The sequence below is a fragment of the Algibacillus agarilyticus genome (assembly GCF_003286125.1).
GTDB lineage: Bacteria > Pseudomonadota > Gammaproteobacteria > Enterobacterales > Alteromonadaceae > Algibacillus > Algibacillus agarilyticus.
On the sequence record NZ_QMED01000017.1, the window covers coordinates 90,780 to 109,318 of the forward strand.

At 39.7% G+C, this 18,539-nt stretch carries 16 protein-coding genes and 1 pseudogene; 8 read left to right on the forward strand and 9 right to left on the reverse strand.

All coding sequences use genetic code 11. The features are described 5' to 3' along the window. Positions 1-41: 41 nt before the first annotated feature. From hemC to DPX34_RS13885, 4 genes are read left to right on the forward strand one after another with little or no spacing between them, the layout of a single operon-like run. Positions 42-968 carry a hydroxymethylbilane synthase gene (gene hemC, locus DPX34_RS13870; protein WP_111979050.1) on the forward strand — a complete coding sequence of 309 codons (927 nt, stop codon included), beginning with the start codon at positions 42-44 and terminating at the stop codon, positions 966-968. Continuing rightward, positions 961-1,728 carry a uroporphyrinogen-III synthase gene (locus DPX34_RS13875; protein WP_111979051.1) on the forward strand — a complete coding sequence of 256 codons (768 nt, stop codon included), beginning with the start codon at positions 961-963 and terminating at the stop codon, positions 1,726-1,728. The genes hemC and DPX34_RS13875 overlap by 8 nt, the downstream gene beginning before the upstream one ends. Beyond that, positions 1,725-3,008, forward strand: coding sequence for a uroporphyrinogen-III C-methyltransferase (locus DPX34_RS13880; protein ID WP_111979052.1), 1,284 nt, complete (start codon positions 1,725-1,727; stop codon positions 3,006-3,008). Before DPX34_RS13875 ends, DPX34_RS13880 begins: the two co-directional genes overlap by 4 nt. Then, entirely contained in the window at positions 3,005-4,177 is a 1,173-nt protein-coding gene (locus tag DPX34_RS13885; protein WP_111979053.1) for a heme biosynthesis HemY N-terminal domain-containing protein, read from the forward strand. Before DPX34_RS13880 ends, DPX34_RS13885 begins: the two co-directional genes overlap by 4 nt. Before the next feature lie 222 nt (positions 4,178-4,399). On the opposite strand, the gene DPX34_RS21760 is transcribed toward DPX34_RS13885, so the two are convergent. From DPX34_RS21760 to DPX34_RS13900, 3 genes are all read right to left on the reverse strand, one after another. Further along, the gene (locus DPX34_RS21760; RefSeq protein WP_157964736.1) at positions 4,400-7,861 is read right to left on the reverse strand and encodes a thrombospondin type 3 repeat-containing protein; all 3,462 of its coding nucleotides are present in this window, start codon (positions 7,859-7,861) and stop codon (positions 4,400-4,402) included. Positions 7,862-8,676: 815 nt separating this feature from the next. Next, positions 8,677-9,534: a transporter substrate-binding domain-containing protein gene (locus DPX34_RS13895; protein WP_111979054.1), complete on the reverse strand. Its 858-nt coding sequence runs from the start codon at positions 9,532-9,534 to the stop codon at positions 8,677-8,679. Positions 9,535-9,755: 221 nt separating this feature from the next. Further along, positions 9,756-10,523 (reverse strand): SDR family NAD(P)-dependent oxidoreductase, encoded by a 768-nt coding sequence (locus DPX34_RS13900; RefSeq protein WP_111979055.1) that lies wholly within the window; start codon positions 10,521-10,523, stop codon positions 9,756-9,758. A gap of 103 nt (positions 10,524-10,626) precedes the next feature. Between DPX34_RS13900 and DPX34_RS13905 the strand changes: the two genes are divergently transcribed. After that, the gene (locus tag DPX34_RS13905) at positions 10,627-10,989 is read left to right on the forward strand and encodes a winged helix-turn-helix transcriptional regulator (RefSeq protein ID WP_111979056.1); all 363 of its coding nucleotides are present in this window, start codon (positions 10,627-10,629) and stop codon (positions 10,987-10,989) included. Here the strand turns inward: DPX34_RS13905 and DPX34_RS13910 are convergent. Further along, on the reverse strand, positions 10,981-11,322 hold the full coding sequence (locus DPX34_RS13910) for a Fis family transcriptional regulator (RefSeq protein WP_111979057.1): 342 nt from the start codon (positions 11,320-11,322) through the stop codon (positions 10,981-10,983). The genes DPX34_RS13905 and DPX34_RS13910 overlap by 9 nt on opposite strands. Positions 11,323-11,468: 146 nt before the next feature. Between DPX34_RS13910 and DPX34_RS13915 the strand changes: the two genes are divergently transcribed. Then, entirely contained in the window at positions 11,469-11,831 is a 363-nt protein-coding gene (locus DPX34_RS13915; RefSeq protein WP_111979058.1) for a VF530 family protein, read from the forward strand. Between the two features lie 78 nt (positions 11,832-11,909). After that, the gene (locus DPX34_RS13920) at positions 11,910-12,428 is read left to right on the forward strand and encodes a DUF1697 domain-containing protein (RefSeq protein WP_111979059.1); all 519 of its coding nucleotides are present in this window, start codon (positions 11,910-11,912) and stop codon (positions 12,426-12,428) included. Positions 12,429-12,448: 20 nt separating this feature from the next. Here DPX34_RS13920 and DPX34_RS13925 read toward each other — a convergent pair whose 3' ends face one another. Genes DPX34_RS13925 through DPX34_RS13940 form a run of 4 tightly spaced genes read right to left on the reverse strand, consistent with a single transcriptional unit; the run spans position 12,449 to position 15,692 of the window. Continuing rightward, a complete protein-coding gene (locus tag DPX34_RS13925; RefSeq protein ID WP_111979060.1) occupies positions 12,449-13,708 on the reverse strand; it encodes an ATP-binding protein in 1,260 nt (419 codons plus the stop codon). Positions 13,709-13,721: 13 nt separating this feature from the next. After that, positions 13,722-14,432, reverse strand: coding sequence for a response regulator (locus DPX34_RS13930; RefSeq protein WP_111979061.1), 711 nt, complete (start codon positions 14,430-14,432; stop codon positions 13,722-13,724). After that, on the reverse strand, positions 14,417-14,818 hold the full coding sequence (locus tag DPX34_RS13935) for a DUF3019 domain-containing protein (RefSeq protein WP_157964737.1): 402 nt from the start codon (positions 14,816-14,818) through the stop codon (positions 14,417-14,419). Before DPX34_RS13935 ends, DPX34_RS13930 begins: the two co-directional genes overlap by 16 nt. A gap of 10 nt (positions 14,819-14,828) precedes the next feature. Then, positions 14,829-15,692, reverse strand: a complete 864-nt coding sequence (locus DPX34_RS13940) for a MipA/OmpV family protein (RefSeq protein WP_111979063.1) — start codon at positions 15,690-15,692, stop codon at positions 14,829-14,831. Positions 15,693-15,939: 247 nt separating this feature from the next. On the opposite strand from DPX34_RS13940, the gene DPX34_RS13945 reads away from it, so the two are divergent. Then, complete coding sequence (locus tag DPX34_RS13945) at positions 15,940-18,066, forward strand: TonB-dependent receptor (RefSeq protein ID WP_232824741.1); 2,127 nt, start codon at positions 15,940-15,942, stop codon at positions 18,064-18,066. A gap of 85 nt (positions 18,067-18,151) precedes the next feature. On the opposite strand, the pseudogene DPX34_RS22050 reads toward DPX34_RS13945, so the two are convergent. Beyond that, positions 18,152-18,539 (reverse strand): annotated as a pseudogene (locus DPX34_RS22050) (IS4 family transposase); the annotation flags it as partial.

The window sequence follows — 18,539 nt, forward strand, 5'->3', positions numbered from 1 at the left end:
GGCTTTGTTTCGTTATATCCATTCAATATAAAAGATTTCTTATGAACCAAACTCTACGCATCGCAACTCGTGAATCTGCCCTTGCCATGTGGCAGGCTGAATTTGTTAAAGCTGAATTAGAAAAATGCCATCCTGACTTAACGGTCATCTTGTTACCGATGAAATCAAAAGGCGATATTATACTTGATACCCCTTTGGCTAAAATTGGTGGTAAAGGCTTATTCATTAAAGAGCTTGAACATGCCATTATGATGGGCGAAGCCGATATCGCTGTGCATTCAATGAAAGATGTGCCGATGGAATTTCCTGAAGGTTTACAGCTCGCGTGTATTTGTGAACGTGAAGACCCTCGTGATGCGTTTGTTTCTAATGACTATGCATGCATTGATGATTTACCACAAGGCGCCATTGTTGGTACGTCGAGTTTACGTCGTGAATGCCAATTAAAATCTTATCGACCTGATTTACAAGTGAATTTTTTACGCGGTAATGTGAATACGCGTTTACGTAAATTAGATGAAGGCGGGTATGATGCCATTATATTAGCATCTGCTGGGTTATTGCGTTTAGAAATGCCAGAGCGTATTAAGCAATATATTGCACCTGAATTGATTTTACCGGCGGTGGGTCAAGGTGCCGTTGGTATTGAGTGCCGTGAAGGAGACCAAGCGATACTTGATTTATTAGCACCGCTTGCCCATGCCGAAACAACAGTTCGTTTAACAACTGAGCGTGCTTTTAATAAAAAATTAAATGGTGGTTGCCAAGTGCCTATTGGCGGTTACGCTGAATTGACCGCTGATAATGCCATTCGTTTTAGAGGTTTAATTGCTTCAGTTGATGGTAAGCAGCGCTTTACAGCAGAAGAAACGGCATCGGTGAATGATGCAAGTGCATTAGGTGAGCGTATTGCTCAAAACTTGTTAGACCAAGGCGCAGGAGAAGTATTAAAAGCGGTATATGGTTAACTCCTTATCGACCATTCGAGTGCTTAACCCTCGGTTTTCGCAATCGGGGGTTGCTTTAACTCAAAGCTTACTTGCAGCCGGTTTTACCCCCTGTTCGATCCCTCTTTTTTCTATTCAATCGGGTAACGACTTAAACGCCTTTCAGCGTGCTAATTTAACGCATTGTAGTTTGATTTTTACGAGCCAGTACGCCATTGAGTTTGGCTTAAATCAACTTGATACCAAAACCTTAAACACCATTAAACCTCAAACAGTATATGCGATAGGTCAAGCAACAGCACATAGCTTACGCCAAAAAGGCTTTACTGATATTGTGGTAAATGCAGGGCACACATCTGAAAGCTTTTTGGGTTCAACCTCATTAAAAACCTCAGATAACGTTGTTATTATAAAAGGTGAGCAAGGTCGAAATACTTTAGCGATAGAATTGGCTAAATTGGGATTTAGTGTTGATAATTATGCTGTATACAAACGTTGCTGGACGCTTTTATCATACGCTGATTTAACGCGTATTTGCCAACTGAACGCATGGTTTATAACCAGTGGCGAAATGTTAGAACATTTAATGCGTCAATGTGATAAAAACCAATTAACACCACAACATGATCTACTTATTTTTGTGCCAAGTGAGCGTGTTGCACAAATCGCAAAATCATTTGCATTTACCCAAGTAATCGATGTAAAAAGTGCATCGAATAGCGATATGATAAAGGCATTACAACGCTATTATCAAAATAATAATTTCAAGGTTGATAAATGAAGCAAACGCCAAACAAGAATGTCGATAACTCGGCAGAAGACGCGCAATTAGCTAAACCTGAAGAAGCTCTTGCTGATCCTGCTAAGAGTGATAAATCAGCCGACGCAGAGACTAACAAGCCTACACCACCAGTAGACGCCGTTTTAGATCACACGATAGAACCAAATGCTGCAGTGATAGGCGATACATCAGTTAAAAACCATAATGATGATATCGCGCATTCAGATGCTCGTGCGAATTTGAAGCAAAACGTTGTTGTAAAAAAACGTAACGGGGCGGTTGCTTGGCTGGCTTTTTTATTGGCCTTTATCGGCCTTGGCGGTGTCGCATTTATTGCCTGGCAAGGTTGGTTGTTGCAACAGCGTATCGAACAAGATCAAAGCCAAGTGAGCGTTTGGCAGCAAGATGTTAAGCAACAGCAAAAAGGTTTTCAACAGCAAGTGGCGACTCAATTGCAGCAAACGCAAGACTATTTTGTACAAGAAGCTAAAAATAATCAGCAAACACTAAAAGAATTAATGGGCGCTATTGAGCGTAAAACGCTCGATATTGATGCTGAAGCGGCTCGTGCCGATGCCAGCCAGTTAATTAACTTAGCAGGGCGTAAATTAGGATTAGAGCAAGATGTGCAAGCGAGTATGCAAATTTTAGCGCTCGCTCAGCAGCGCATTGCTAAATTTAACACGCCAGACTGGTCAGCGCTAAAAAATGCAATAGCCCATGATTTAGGTGAATTACAATCGATTAACCCCGTACAAACTGAGAAAACTTATCTTGATTTAACATCGTTGGCGGCGCTTGTGGCTAACCTTCCGCTTAATCAAGCCATGATCCCAGATGAGGTTGAGGCTCCACAAGATTTAACGCTTTCGGATTCAACCGATGATTGGCTCGAAAATGTGCATAAAACGTGGTTAACCTTAACGGAGAAGTTTATAACCGTAAAGCGTCGTAATGGTAATGTTGAGGCATTATTGTCGCCTAAACATGAAACGAATTTACGCCAGAACATGCAAGCCAAAATAATGCACGCGCAGCACGCGGTGATCAACAAACAGCCTGCATTATATAAAGATGCTTTGCAGCAGGTGCAAAATTGGTTGAGTCAATACTACAACCTCGATGAGCGGCCTGTTTTAGAGGCTAAATCACAGTTAAATCAATTAATTAATCAAACCATTGTGCAAGATTTATCTCAGGTTCAACTTGCTAGCTTAGCGTTATTATCTCAATCTCCAAAAAAGGTAATACCAACAGAGCCGTCAGGTGATGCGTTATGATACGTTTTATTTTATTTATTCTATTTATCACTGGGGTATTAGCGTTAGGCTTTTATTGGGTTGATGAAAAAGGCTATGTGTTGATCGCCATGAATGAATGGACGATTGAGACATCGGTTGTTGCTAGCGTGATCATGTTAATAGGCGCGTATTTTGCTTTTCATTTATCCGTTCGTTTTATTGTTGCAGTGTTTCGTTTGCGCTCAGTCAGTAAAGCTTGGCGTGCCCAGCGCCGACAAAAAGGAGCATTTATACAATTTGATAAAGCATTTGAAGCTTTTTTGAGTGGTGAATATGTGACTGCAGAAAAGTTAAGTTTAACGCAAGCGGAGCATAGCCCTGTGCGTAAATCGCATTTTTTAATGGCGGCTGAATCGGCAAAACGCCAAGGTAAATTTGATGATCATGCGCGTTATAGTTTGCGTGCCGTAGAGCAAGGCTCTGATCTTGAAAAGCAATTAGTGCTTGTTCAAAATTTGAAAGAGCAGGGCGAGTTATTACAAGCGATAGAACAAGCCGAAGCGTTATATAAAAAGCACCCTAAGCAGTGCCAAACGTTAGTTTTACTGAGTATGTTATATAAAGATGCTAATCGCAGTGCGCATTTAGTTGAGCTTTTAAAACCACTCAAACAGCATACTGATATGCCAAACGAGGTATACGAAGGTTTAGTAAAAAGTGCGTTTAGTGGCTTGTTTAGTGAACTAGCCAATGCCAAACAACTTAAACCATTGCAGCAATTAGCCGATCGTTTAAAGAAACTCAGTGATGCGCCTGAAAAGCTAATTTACTTATACGTAAATGCATTAAATCAAGCTGGGTTTAACGACGACGCAGAAAAATTTGTGTTAAAAAGCGCTAAAAATGCGATCACGCCTGAATGGGTGATGATGCTTAAACATGCGCAGTTTCAGCAACCTTTAAAATTAATTGCGTGGTTAGAACAAGCCATTAAGAAAAATCCAGATGATATATTAGCCGTTACCGCCTTAGCCTATGTTGCGGCTAGCGCTCGAGATTGGACGTTAGCACAAAAAGCGTTTGAAATGGTTATCCGTAAACAGCCTGCTCAAGATGAATACTTTGCCTTAGCGCATGTTTTAGAGCAAAGCCAGCAAACCAGCCAAGCATTAGCTTGTTATAAAAAGGGCGTTTCGCTGACTCGTTAATCATACGAGCGCATAAGAACTTATCTGAGTTGGGAGGTTGCACCTTGTCAAGACTGCTTAATAAACCGGTTTGATCGCCGGCGAGAAGTGAAAAATAAAAAACGGCCGGTTAGTTACTGGCCGTTTTTTTATGGGCGTTTATTGTTTTTTTTGATTTTATCCCCAAGTGGCTTTATCCCCAAGTGACTAGGGTATATCTACCCTAGTAGAACAAGGGAGGGGTTATTTGGCGATGGCTTTTCTACGAATTAATAAGCTCACCGTTAACATCGTGAATAACCACCAATGCGTGCTACCGCCACCACCGCTATCTCCGCCTGCGTTATTTGACGTATTACCGTTTGCGTTATTTGAGCTCGCATCTGCCGCTGCATTATTGGTTATTGTGTAGTTTGTTAATTCACTGGAGTAACCATTCTCTGCAACTTGCACAATACCAATACCCTCGGCAAACCAAAAGCTCACGTCGTAGGTGACTCTGATGTCTGCCCCGTCAATATTCACTGCGCCAGTAAATGAAATTTGCGTATGCAAGGTATCAAATTGCCCCGCAGGAAGTGAAAGTGACTCAGGTGTTTGATATCTTGTTCTCGCAGACCAAGTCATTGAACGATCACCATAGGTTGGCGATATATTGACATTGCCACTTCCATTTCCTGTATTACTTTGCAGTAAATTTATGCCTTTATCCAACCTTATGTCTGTGCTGAAATCACCATAATTGGTGTAAACAGTGGGTAGGTAAAAACCAAACAATTGAACTTTATTGTCCACCACTTTTAAGTATAGTTTTGACCCTTGTGTAAACGTTAACGGTGTTATGTTTTGACCCGCAATATTGATCGCTGAACTGATGCGTGCGTTATTACCGTTATATTGCCAAGTGCTACCCGCATTTAATAAGAAGTAATCACTGGCCGTAATAGCGCTTTTAGCGGCATTGGTTGGGTAGTAATCGTTTGCATCACTAATACCATCGCCATCGTCATCAGAATCTGTATTGTTGCCGATACCGTCATTATCAGTATCAGCCCATTCAGAACTGTCTAATGGAAATGGGTCTTCATCATTATTTGTGTTATCGCCATCGATATCTGGATCACTATTATCACCAATCCCATCGTGATCTAAATCGGTTGTTTCAGCTGGATCCGTCGGAAATCGATCTTCGTAATCAAGTACACCATCGTTATCGTCATCTTGATCTTCTTCATTGCCCATACCGTCTTTATCATGATCATATTGCTCATGCGGGTTTAATGGAAATGCATCTTCCTCATCGTTAACGCCATCGTTATCATCATCTAAATCGGCTGTATTTCCAATGTTATCCCAATCAGAATCAATTGACTCATTAGGGTCAAATGGAAATATATCTTCATCATCGTTAACACCATCATTGTCATCATCAGGATCTTGGTTATCACCTATCGCATCATTATCGTTATCTGTTGATTCATGAGTATTGAAAGGAAATTTATCTACATCGTCCATGACGCCGTCATTGTCATCATCGATATCTGCGCTGTTACCTACGCCGTCACCGTCGTTATCAAGATGATCCGAAGCATCTGCGGGTAACTCATCGGCACTATCAAGGTAACCATCGTTATCGAAATCATGTTCAACAAAATCGAGCAGTTCAATATTGATTTGTGTATCGGAGCTATACACTAAAGCAAGCTGCTGCTTGTTGGCTAACGCGATTAATTTAATCGGGGTGCCTTGCACTTCATAGGCATCGAGAGGGTATTCGGTAAAGTCGGCTTGCCAGCGTTGTAATTTGCTGTAACTATTTGAATCTACGCCCTTTAAACTAAATAAATTACCTTGAAGCCAAGCTAAATCGGTTAATAAGCCGTCATTTAATATATCGGCTTTTTCACCTAATTTTGCCGCGGTTGATACGCGACCTGTTGCATTGGCGATAAGATGGCCATTAGAAGATACACTCAGTGGATTCGCCCAGCCATTGCCATCATGAAAGTCACTTTCGTCCTGCTGTGCAAATTGTTTTGTTATAGGGTTAATATTAACGGCTTCGAGATCAGCCGGTGACCAAAGGGTTAAATAATAAATTCGGTTTTTATTTGCATCCCAAACCATGCTATCAACAGGAGCTGAAAGATACTGAGTATCGAGAATTTGACCTTCTTTATCAAGCAGGTAGTTATTGCTTTGTTCGCTACTTTTACCTACGATAAAATCGCCTGCACTGACTAAAGCGCTAAGCTTTTCTTGCCAGTCGAGCGTGGTTATTGAGTTATCACTTAAATCTAAATAAAACAATGAGCCATCATCGGCACTCATATAAATACGCTGCCATTTTTCAGCGTAAGTAAATTCAGTTGGGGTTTTAGTTAATGCGATCGTATCAATGAATTTTTGTTCGATCACTGACCACACAAAAATACTGGCATGTGCCTGACTCAATACATATAAATAGTCGTTATTAGCATCAGCTTGGACAGCATCAACATTAAATTTTAGGCCATTAGCATCTAATTTTGCATTGGGATCGGCAGGTGATAAGTCGGCAATATCGATTATCTGAACTAAGGTTTCGTTTTTATCGGTTGAAAACACATAAGCCTTATCGTTAATAACCGTTACGCTTTTTTTGCTTTCGCCTTGGTTTTCGTCGTTCGATAACCAGTAGCTCCAACCGCCCCCGTCATATACATGCAGAGCCCCATGTTGGCCTTCAAAAATGGCCTGCTGCACAGCATTAGCTGATTCCAGATCACCTCGAGCATAAGTGCCTGTCGTATAAAAATTTAAGGTTGGAGTAACACTTAAAATTTCTGATGTGCCATTTTTACGCTCGATTGACATGTTGAATGTGACCGTTTCATCGCCATTAGGAATGGTAAAGCTTTCAGTGTGAATTGCATTATGTATTGAAACTGTTTGGCTGCCGGTTGATTGATAAGCTTTATTTAATGCATGCAAGGCATTGTTGCGTAAAACAATCGGTAAGCCTTGCCAAAAAGTGGTGTCATCAGCACGGACGGTATACCACTCTCCATCTTCGGTTCCTTTAATTAACGGTGTTAAGTTAGCTGCATTATAAACTGAACCATAATTGTCGAGTACATGTGTACTGCCCGGCACAGGGTAATAAGTGGGATCATTAACGAGTGTGTAAAAACTTTCTGCCGCTTGGTTTAATTGGCCATTATCATCGATATTAATAACATAAGCATTGTTATAGCTGGTTGCATATATTTTATTTTTATTTGGGCTTAATGCGATATTAGGGCCAGTATCTTGTAAGCGATCTTCATATTCATCCGCTAAAATACCGCTACTTTTATTAATGCTAAGTAAGTAACCATAACCTGCGACAATTAAGTAGTCATCTGTCGAGAGCAAGCTGTGTACCTCTTGACTGGTACTCCGATAGAGACTTTCATTATTACCAGTATGGTCAACATGCTTTATCTCGTTACCATAACTTAAATAAATACCACTCTCATCAACATGAAAAGCCCAGGGGTTGCCTGTTAGTGTTATGGGTAATAAAAAATCGTCGATGGTATGTGAATAACGTTTGAGCTGATTGGATTCAGTGTTGGCTAAATAGGTAATATTGTTATAGGTTTTTGTGGGTAAAATAGTGGCAAATGCCGAGATAGATATCCCCATTAATAGACATAATAATGCCATTAATTTGATTTTCATGTTTATCCTTAAGTGTTCAAGTGTTGTTGTTTAAAAATAGTGTGTTTTTTATTGTGCAAACTTGATAACACAGACGTTTAAAATATAGAGCCTGCGTGAGTTTGTCTTATAAACCTAAATTCAAGGCATGCAGAAGTGGATGCTATTGAATCACGAGTTTGTTTCTCGTTATTGGTTACTAAATTTTGGGTTGGCGCTAAAAACGATTAGCGATGCCTTGTGTGGTGTATCTGTTATAGCGATAACAGATAATTAACAATAGCAAAAAGTAATTTTAACACAAAGTCTACATATCAATTTGCTATATCTAAAAGTTATATAAATTATTTTTATCGAGGGTAGGTAGAAGAAGGTGCAGGGTACGGTTAAATTATTACTAATAGGGGAAAAAGAGATAGCATAAAGGGATAAATATAGTCAAAGCGATCGGGTTTTAGGGCTGGTTTCTAGTTCCAGGCGAAACCTCAGTACTTACATCCATGTAAGCAAAGCCGTCAAAAGCTACCGCGTCCTGCTCTCGCCCCTTACCTGCATCCATGCAGGCAAGCTTCGAGACCCCATGAGCATATGCTCTATTATGTGATTGGGGCCGCCTNAAATGGATTTAGGTGTTAGAACGACGCAGGAGCCAAAGTCGAGAGTAAGCGCTGACAATGAACCATAAAGCCTGAGCGAGAAGACTAAAAATAAAGGCACTCCAGCGGTTAACTGGAGCGGTTATTGATATCGGTAATATTTAGGCTCGTTATATTGGTGAACGCAATATTTAAACAATTACTTGCGATACCGATCAAAAAACGAGCTGAGTATAGGCACTAATTCTTATAAGGGTTGAACCATAAGTGTGCTTTATCAAGCGGTGTTCTCGATGTAATATTAGGGCTCGATAGCTCAATAACTTTTCTGTCGGCTAAATTGGCATTTTCTAGGGCGCGGGCGACATCTTTATCTGCAAAAAATAAACGTTCAAATTCACCTGACGCATATAACTCATTTAGGGCGTTATTTAAAAAACGGGTCACTTTTGCATTTTCTCGTGTCACGAAAAAATAAAAGGGAGCTGCGTATCTAATCAAAATATGGGGTTCAACAATTAAGTTATATTCAGGCCAACGGTCAAGTTCACGCCAGGGTTCGTGTAAACCACGTGGGAAGTAATCAAACCGACCGCCTTCAAGCATGGGGAATAAATTAGGAAACTTTTGTTCTTTAACAACGGGGATGCCGTTATGGATGAGCGTGATGGTATCGGACCACAAACTACCTGAACCTGCCGTGTATTGCTGCAAATCTTCAAGGGTTCTAACGTTTTGCAAAATGTTACGTTTGTCTTTGGGCACAACCGCTAACCGTAACCCTATCAAACCACGATAAATAGGGATATAAATCGCATTATAATCTTCTTCAAAGGCGGCGTTAGATTGGCTCCAATGTATATCAATCTGGCCGTTTTTTACTTCTTCTAAAAGTCGAGATTTCGTTAAGTTGCCTTGACCATCATAAGGGAAATCAAGGTGGTATTGTGGGTTGTTTTTAGTGATTGCTTTAAGTAGCGTAAGGGGTAATGAGCTAACATCGCTATTGCCTTGAATACGAATGGCTTCTGATGCTGCCAAACTGACAAAACTACATAATGTTAAGCAAAGTAGTGTTATAAACTTCACACATTTCATTTACTTATTTCCTCTTACTTGCATAATTAATCGTCGGATAGCAAAAATTTTAAGTCACATTATAGTAGTTTAGCCTATGTATAAAATATATTGTTAATATTTTGTAAGTTACAGTTTTATTTTCGTCTGCTATTTGAGGATATTCAGAATATTTTGAATAAAAGAATGGATAAACGAGAGTATAACCTCTATTTATCCATTTTAATTAAAATGGTTTTTTGCTAATTTCTACCGGCCATCACGCCGCCATCTACATCCCAAATTGCGCCAGTTACCCAACTTGATTCTTCAGATAACAAGAATAGAATACTGTTAGCAACATCTTTTGTTGTGCCGATACGGCCAATGGGATGAAAACGGTTAAAGCCTGTTAGTGTTTCTTTTATATTGTCAGTGTCAATAAAGGCATTGTAAATCGGTGTTTCTACAACGGCTGGTGCGACTGCGTTTACCCGAATATTATATTCAGCTAGTTCCATGGCTAAATGTTGTGTAAATGCATGTAACCCTGCTTTAGCCATCGAATATGCCGATGAAGGTGTTGCTTTAACCGCTTGTTTTGCCCACATCGAACCAATATTGACGATGTTTCCTCCTGTGTATCGGATCATATTTTGTGTGACAGCTTGGCTGATCCTAAAAATTGATTTATTTAAGTGATGATATCGATCAAAATCAGCTTCGGTATGTTCAATAAAAGGTTTAGGGTAAAAATAACCAGCGGCATTGACGAGGTAGTTAATATGAATTGAAAAATTATTAATCTTGTCGATGAAGTTATCTACGCTTTCGGCTTGGTATAAATCGACAGCATAGCCAGTTACATCGCCAAATGATTTAAGTGTTTGCGTTGCTTTTTCTAACTTGCTTTTATTTTTGCCCACAATAATAACAGGTATGTTTTTTTGCAGTAGCTGCTTTGCCGTTTCATAACCAATACCACTGGTACCACCTATAATCAGCGCGCTTGTTGTCTTTTTAAATGTCATTTTTTTATCTCCAAATTGTATGAACGTGATAATCTTAAAAGCTTCACAACTGACTGAATAGTCGGTACAAATTGGTAGGGTAGGCACTTAGAGGTACATCTTTATGATTAATAAAGAAAAACTATTTCCACGAAAATTAGCGCCTAAAAGTAGTGCTCGTATGGTTGAGGTTATTTTTGGTTGTAAATGGTCATTAACCGTTTATCAATTATTAGCTCAAGGTATAAACAGGCCAGGAGAAATGGTTAATAACGTGGAAGGTTTAAGCACTAAAGTGTTAAATCAATGCTTAAAACGAAATATAGAATTTGGCATTTTAGAGAAAATTGTTTTTAATGAATTACCGCCTCGAGTAGAATATCAAGTCACTACGTTTGGAGAGCAATTTTTAGTTATTATTGAGCAATTAGAAAAATTGCAATCTGCGATCGATGAACAATCTACCCGCCGTAACCCATTAACTTAAGCGCAGTGCCCAATTACCATTATGTTCTAGATCGCAAGCCTCTTCTGTATCAAACTTAATTTGTTTTTGTGGGTTTTTAAGTGTGATGTTGATATTGGATAGGGCTTTTTTTGTCTCTTTAATGAGCTGCAAATCGTGTTGATTTTTTTCGGCTTGCGCTCGATCATCTATTGTCTTAAACACAAGAATAACGTTTAACGAGTTAGGTACATCAGCATAATTTACCACGTGAGTTAACCAGACAAACCCAGGCACATTATCTAATGCGGGCTCACATACAGTTGTGAGTATTTTGATTAATGCATTTTCAATTTTTTTATCCGATTTTTTCATTTTATTGCCTGTGATGTAAAGTTAACGATGCGTTTAATCAGCAAAATGAGCCGAGGTTTAATCGCGTTTCAAAATTGGTTTTTTAATGAGTTGTTGCCAAGATCACGTTATACTTTTTGTTAGTTTTTTGAATACAGAGTCAATCTATGCACGCACAACCCAATAATCCATTACATGGTATCACGTTAGAAAACGTCGTAACGCAATTGGTCGATCATTATGGTTGGCGTGAACTAGCACAGATCGTGAAAATAAACTGTTTTAGAAGTGATCCTTCGATTAAATCCTCTTTAAAATTTTTACGCAAAACCCAGTGGGCACGTGATGAGGTTGAAGATTTATATATTACGACATTCACTGACTCAATACCCAAGCCTCGTTCACTTTCTGCAAAAAATGAATTGGAAGCGCAAGCCGTTACGCCCAAAAAAGGCCATAAAAAATCCTCTGCAGCTTCTCATTCAAAATCAAAAATTAAAGCGGATCCTTGGGCTAACTTTAAAGGTTAGCAGCTAAAAAGTTGAAAGATACCGGCGAATAAAATCGTATTCACTATGTTGTTGTAAAACAGGTCAAGGAGCTTATTTATGCCAAGTTTTGTTATTTTGTTTAGAGGCATTAATGTATCGGGTAAAAATATAATGCCGATGAAGGCATTAGTTGAGGCGTTAAATGCAGGTGGATTTCATCACGTTAAAACCTACATTCAAAGTGGTAACGTTGTTGTGCAAAGCGCACAGCCACCTAAAATTGAGTTTATCAAACAGTTAGTGGCAGATAAGTTTGGTTTTGTTGTTGATTTACTTATTTTAAGTCAAGCCGAGTTTGAGCAAATTAGAGTCAATAACCCTTATGATTCAGCTGAAGGTAAATTTGTGCATTTTTATATTTGCGGCCAAACACCCACCTTAGATGTAGATAAAACACAGCATTTATTGGCTGAAACAGAAAGCTATCAGCTTATCGATTCTGTTTTATATTTACACGCCCCTAACGGGATTGGACGTTCAAAACTAGTGGCTAAGGTTGAAGCTTGTTTAGGTGTTTTTGCGACCGGGCGTAATTTGAATACCATTAATAAATTACACAAAATGCTAACGGCTTAACGTTACGGCTTAGTTTGACGTTATGAGCTTGAGTCTGCTTGAATAATGACTTGCAGCCCGCCCATGGGTGAGGCATCTAAATGCAATTTAAGCTTATGCCATTGAGCAATTTTTGTCACTATCGCTAGCCCCATTCCGTATCCCTGAGAGTTTGCTTGCCGAAAAAAAGGCAGTAACACTTTGTCGCGTATGTCGGGCGCGATACCTTGGCCATCATCGCAAATGTGCAATTGCCAATTGAGTTTATGCTGCACAAAGCTAATTTGAATATGTGTTTGCCCATAACGGCAGGCATTACTGATCAGGTTATTTAACAGCATCGAAAAATAAGTATGATCAACTTGAATGATTGCTTGGTCATCAATGTTGAGTTCAAAAGCTTTGTCTGGATACTGTTGTTTTAAGGCGTCAATAATGTGGTTTACTTGTTGTTTTATTGCATAGGCTCGGGGTTTTAATTCAATTTGTTGTTGCTCCAAGCGGGCGAATTTTAACAAGGTTTCAACGAGGTTCGACATTTCGTCTAAATCTTGGCTAAGCCGTTGAATGTGTTGCAAGATATCAACATCATTTTCTAATTTTTCTTCTAGCCAATCTAAACCAAAACGTAGTCTCGCAATTGGCGTGCGCAAATCATGTGATACCGCACTGCTTAATAGTTTGTTATCTTCTAGAAGTGTTTCAATGCGCTGTGCCATTTGGTTGTAGCCCATTTCAATGTTTTTAATGTAGCTAAAATGACTATTGGGAATGCGTTGCTTGAGTTCACCGTTACCAAACCTATGCAGTGCCGCTTGAATAATAAATAAACGCCTAATCAAGGGGGCTGACCACCCAATCACCAGCAACGCAATGCCAGTATAAAAAATGAGAGTAAACCATAAACGATAGTCGGTTGTTGGCATTGTTAAATTTTGCTCAGGTAACTGGTAGTTTAAACTCATCATGTGATCGGGCTGCCGATGGTCGGTTAGCCAATATAAAGTTATTTGTTGGCTAGATTGTAAAAATAGCGGCTCTCCAGTTTTAATATGTGCTGTCAATTCGGCTGGTAGGGCTAGCTCGGTTAAATTGTTATACGCTAAGCTGAGTGGCGCCTGTAATTGGCTATCGGGCTTGAGTTGTTTTGCTAATTCAAACAAAAAGCTTTGCTGCTGATTTATTTGAATGTTTTCTTGCTGCGGTTGCTGAATATTGAGGTAGCTATAGTCGAGTAAGTAGCCTAAGCCAATAGCGGCACTTAATGTGACAGTGATGAGTGACAAGGTGAAAATTCGCATGCGATGTGCTCAATTAATTGTGTTGCCAAGCGTGCTGGTTAAACAAATAACCTTTAGCGCGGATCGTTTTTATTTTGTTGGATGGCTGGGCTGTATCGCCTAATTTTTTGCGTAGCCTTGAAATGCTAATATCAACTGACCGGTCAAAGCCATCATACTCTAACCCTCTTAACGACTTTAACAGGGCTTCTCGTGAAACAATTTGACCTGCTTGGCTAGCCAGTAACCACAGTAGATCAAATTCGTTGGCGGTTAGCTCTATTTTATGAGCATCGAGTTTTACATCGCGACTGGTTTTATTTATAGACAAACATCCAAACTGTAAATGCTCATTGGCGGTAGGCATTGCTCTACGCAATAAGGCTTGAATATGGGCTAATAATACACGTGGTCGTACTGGTTTGTGCATAAAGTCACTGACGCCTAGCTCAAGCCCGGTAATTTCGTCATTGTCTTCATTGCTCGCGGTTAACATTAAAATGGGAATTTGTTGCTGTTGCCTTATATATTGGCACACCTCAAACCCACTGAGTTTGGGTAAATTTAAATCCAAAATAACACAATCAATCGTGTGTTCAGTAAAGAGTGTTATGGCTTGTTCGCCATCTAATGCATGAAATAGAGTGAAGTTATGGCTAAGTAAATAGTCACCGATCCATTGTGCGAGTGATTCGTCATCTTCAACCAATAATAGGTTGCCGTTGTTTTTTAAAACAGTCGCCATGATGAACGCCTTTGTTGTGATTGACTATACACCCAAGCAATTTCAAATCTCATTTGCGCAATGGTTTGTTCTGACTGCATGTTTTTAATACTAATTATGACATCTTTTGCACTTTGTACATCGTATTGATAAGTGCCGTGTTGTGCGGTGTTTTGTTGCCAACAGTTTAGGGCTTGCTTTGTTGAGCTAATAAACAAACAATATGAACCTTGAGATGTTATTTCCCAACTAATATCAATCAGTTGATAACAGGTTTGCCCTTGATGCAAAGCAACGCAGCGGGTTGGGGTAACGTGCAGCTGAGTGCTGATCGGGTTGGCAAATGCACTCGATATATCATTTAGGCTAGTAAGAAACAAAACACTAAGCAAAGTTAATTTATACACGAGTCGATCCCTAAAACACATAACTAACTGAAGATGCCAGAATGTGCGCTTCGTCATGAATGAGTAAAGGGCTGTCGGTTACGCCAGACAAAAACTTGGTATATCGATACAAACCGCGCCATACCCAATTTTCTTTTATTGGGTAAGTGAGGCCAAATTCGGCATTAGCGATTAATCCCCCTTTCGCGCCATCATAAGCAGGTAATTGCTCGCTCTGTTCTTCAGGCCTTACGTTAAAATAATACTCAGCAGCATGCCTGCTGTGATAAGCCAAACCGCCTAATACGTGTAAGTTTAAGTTGCGTTTTTGCCAATTTTTGCCAATAAACGCGGTTACGGCATGGCCATCGTGAGTGTCACTTATATCTTGTAAAACTCTAACTTCAACTCGATAACCTGGCTGGCTATAATTGGCTCTCAAACCCAAATTAAAATCAGCTTCACGTGGGGTTAAGTTTGAATCTTTCCATGTTTGATTATCGTCTTCATCCCCCATACCGTAATGCTCAGGTGCAAGAATTATATCGAATGACCAATGGGTGTCGCTAATAAAATTATAGCCGATATTAAAACCGTTAAAGCCTTCGGCATAAGCTTCAATAAAAAAACCTTCATATTGATAACGGCCATTTATATTGAGGTATACCTCGGTGCTCATACCCACATTTTTATCTGTGTTTTTTTCTGGGTAGCCCCAAAGTGGGCTCTTAAAATAAGTAAGGCCTAAACCTAAATCTAAAAAACCGCCGTTTTGATCCGCCGGAATACTCGCGCCGCCTCTTACAGAATGGCTAATGTCTTCAGCATAACTGTGAGTGCATAACATGGCTGATAATAAAAATAAATGCGAGGCTAATTTGTAAAATGAATTCATAACATTCAGTTCAGGCTTTTGGATAGGCTAATTATGCACGAATAATCCCAATTTATGTGTAACTAAGTGTAACAGAATTGATGTTCAAGCAATCCGTTACATATTGATACAAAAGTGAAAGCTTTGGTTACATTTATTGACGAACTTTTTATTTAAGCTGGTTATATAGTCAAAGCGATCGGGTTTTAGGGGCCGGTTTCTATACCCAAGTTACTTGGGATTAATATACGTTTAAATGGAGTCAGACATGTACCGTAATACTGTTAATTTTATTAATCGAGCTGCAAGCATAATACCTAAAAAAATGAATTGGAGGATCGTGGGGAGCGGGTTGATCTTATCTAGCGTAAACCTTGTTTATGCTGATGCAAACGATTTACCGGCGGATCAACCCCCAGAACTGCAAAAGCAACAGCAAAAGCAGAATATCGAAAAAATCGAGGTGAAAGGCAGCCGTCGAGCGTATTACACGCAAATTACTGAAAATGCTGAAAAGCTGACTAATATGCCGGGATCTATGGGTGATCCTATGGCCGCTATTGCCGCATTGCCAGGCGTTATTATTCCGACGGCAGGAGGTGAGCCAGCGGTGCGAGGTTCTTCACCGGCTGATAACCGATATTATATTGATGGCATGCCCGCCGGTTATATTTTTCACGAATTTAATACCTCTATTTTTGATGCGCAAACCATACAAGACTTTCAACTTTATTCTGCGGGTTTTGGCGCTGAATATACCGGTGCAACAGGTGCCGTATTTGATGTGCGTTTACGCGATCCCAAAAAACAAGATATCGCCATTACCTTAGACGCGTCTTTATTAAGAGCAGGTGTATTTGTTGAGGGGCAAGTCACCGACAACTCTGCTTTTTATCTATCTGCTCGCCAAGGGTTAATTCAATATTTTTTGCCAAAACAAGATGAAGCCGACGAAGATGGTGTTCGCATTATCGATCCGCCACAAGACAGTGATTATGTTGCAAAATATGTCTGGGATATTAACCCCCGCCATCAACTTTCGTTATTGGCGGTGGGCGCTAAAGATTATGTAGAAGCTGAATTAACCGATAACTTTGATATGGTGGCGCTTAATCCAGATTTTGCGGGTGATGCCAAAATAAATGAAGGCTTCGCTAGTCAAGCGCTTACTTGGTTATATAACGCTAATTCAACCAGCGAAATGCAATGGATAATCGCACGTTATAAAGATGAAATGACAACCGAATGGGGCAGCGACTATTACGAAAGTATCGATTTTATTGAGCAATATATTAAAGGGCGTTATCGCTTTGCATTAAATCAATCGCATCAATTAACTTTGGGTGTGGAGCACAAAAAAACAGATTTTACTTACGACCTCAATTCTATTCTATTTGTGTGTACTGAATTTGATGTTAATTGCCAAGCGTCAAGACGCGACCCTATTCGTGCTACGCATAGTTTAACCGCCAAAGACAGTAGCGCTTTTATTACTGATCGTTGGCAAATTAACCCTGATATGAGTTTAGAAACCGGTCTGCAAGCAACACGTAATCATTATTTAGATGAAACCTTTGTGCATCCTCGTATGGCTTTTAGCTGGCATTTAAGTCCCAATTTAACCTTGTTATCAGCCGCAGGGCGCTACAACCGTTTTGCTGATATCGGCACTGCATTACCTGAAATTGGTAATCCTAAAATTAAGCAGCCCGTATCTAATCATTATACTTTTGGTTTTAAAGGCGATTTTTTAACAAACTGGAGTTGGCAAGTAGACAGCTACTATAAAACCTTTGATCGATTACCCACCGCAATACCGGAAGATCAAGACGCAGAAAAAAACTATTACGTAGCGCAAACATCGGGTACGGCTAAAGGGGTTGAGCTATTGATAAATCGTGACAGAGCCGATAACTGGTATGGCTGGATGTCGTTAAGTTACGCTAAAAGTGATCGAACCAATAATTTAACCGGACAAACAAGCAATTATAGATTTGATACGCCCGTGGTATTTAACTTAGTGGGAAGCTACCTGTTAAAATCAAAATGGGAATTAGGATTCAGATTTATTGCAAAATCAGGCGAATCTTATACTCAAGTGATGGGGATTCAAGCCAATCCCTTTTTTGAAGATAAATACATCGGTGTATATGGTGATCCCTTTGCTAAAAGACTGCCCGTTTATTCACGTTTAGACTTAAGAGCCAGCAAACCGTTTGCATTTTTTGGCCAAGAAGCCAAATTTTATGTCGACATTATTAATGCGTTTAACCGTAAAAATATAACCGGAGAAGATCTAGATTATGCCCGAGTGAATAAAACAGGGGAGTTGGCTATCGAAAAAGAACAAGACATGGGAATTTTCCCGTCTATTGGTATGAGTGTGACTTTTTAAAGGCATTAATACCAATCCGTAATAATAAGAGCCCACTCAGCGAGCGTTTAAATGCGCTTCATATGTAGGTACTTAAGCTCACTTATTAATCAATCCCGTTATTCTCAACCAAGGATGTAACACCGAATTGATATAGCCCATCTTTCAAATCTCGCTTGGGGTGGGCGCGTGGACATAGCTTTGATATTAGTTCTACGCATTCCTCCACTGCTATCGCTACTGCATGATGTTGACTCAGTTTATTAACTAACAGTGATAGCCATGTTGGTGCGGACCTCGCCACTTTTTGTGTCGATATCCATAAAGATTTTAATGCCTCTGTTGCAAATGCCATCATCCTTTTTAGTAACACAGTGATGAAGCTGGCATAGATTAAGGCGCAAACAATAGGCTCTTTTTGTGTGCTGAATTTTTTAAGGTTGCAATACGATTTAAGCTCTTTGAACAATAACTCAATTTGCCACCTTAATCGG

Coding starts and splice junctions, on each gene's coding strand:
- DPX34_RS13875 (WP_111979051.1), top strand. CDS start 961: ATGGTTAACTCCTTATCGACCATTCGAGTGCTTAACCCTCGGTTTTCG.
- DPX34_RS13905 (WP_111979056.1), top strand. CDS start 10,627: ATGATTAATAAAGAAAAACTATTTCCACGAAAATTAGCGCCTAAAAGT.
- DPX34_RS13910 (WP_111979057.1), bottom strand. CDS start 11,322: ATGAAAAAATCGGATAAAAAAATTGAAAATGCATTAATCAAAATACTC.
- hemC (WP_111979050.1), top strand. CDS start 42: ATGAACCAAACTCTACGCATCGCAACTCGTGAATCTGCCCTTGCCATG.
- DPX34_RS13945 (WP_232824741.1), top strand. CDS start 15,940: ATGTACCGTAATACTGTTAATTTTATTAATCGAGCTGCAAGCATAATA.
- DPX34_RS13900 (WP_111979055.1), bottom strand. CDS start 10,523: ATGACATTTAAAAAGACAACAAGCGCGCTGATTATAGGTGGTACCAGT.
- DPX34_RS13940 (WP_111979063.1), bottom strand. CDS start 15,692: ATGAATTCATTTTACAAATTAGCCTCGCATTTATTTTTATTATCAGCC.
- DPX34_RS13895 (WP_111979054.1), bottom strand. CDS start 9,534: ATGAAATGTGTGAAGTTTATAACACTACTTTGCTTAACATTATGTAGT.
- DPX34_RS13930 (WP_111979061.1), bottom strand. CDS start 14,432: ATGGCGACTGTTTTAAAAAACAACGGCAACCTATTATTGGTTGAAGAT.
- DPX34_RS13920 (WP_111979059.1), top strand. CDS start 11,910: ATGCCAAGTTTTGTTATTTTGTTTAGAGGCATTAATGTATCGGGTAAA.
- DPX34_RS13880 (WP_111979052.1), top strand. CDS start 1,725: ATGAAGCAAACGCCAAACAAGAATGTCGATAACTCGGCAGAAGACGCG.
- DPX34_RS13915 (WP_111979058.1), top strand. CDS start 11,469: ATGCACGCACAACCCAATAATCCATTACATGGTATCACGTTAGAAAAC.
- DPX34_RS21760 (WP_157964736.1), bottom strand. CDS start 7,861: ATGAAAATCAAATTAATGGCATTATTATGTCTATTAATGGGGATATCT.
- DPX34_RS13925 (WP_111979060.1), bottom strand. CDS start 13,708: ATGCGAATTTTCACCTTGTCACTCATCACTGTCACATTAAGTGCCGCT.
- DPX34_RS13885 (WP_111979053.1), top strand. CDS start 3,005: ATGATACGTTTTATTTTATTTATTCTATTTATCACTGGGGTATTAGCG.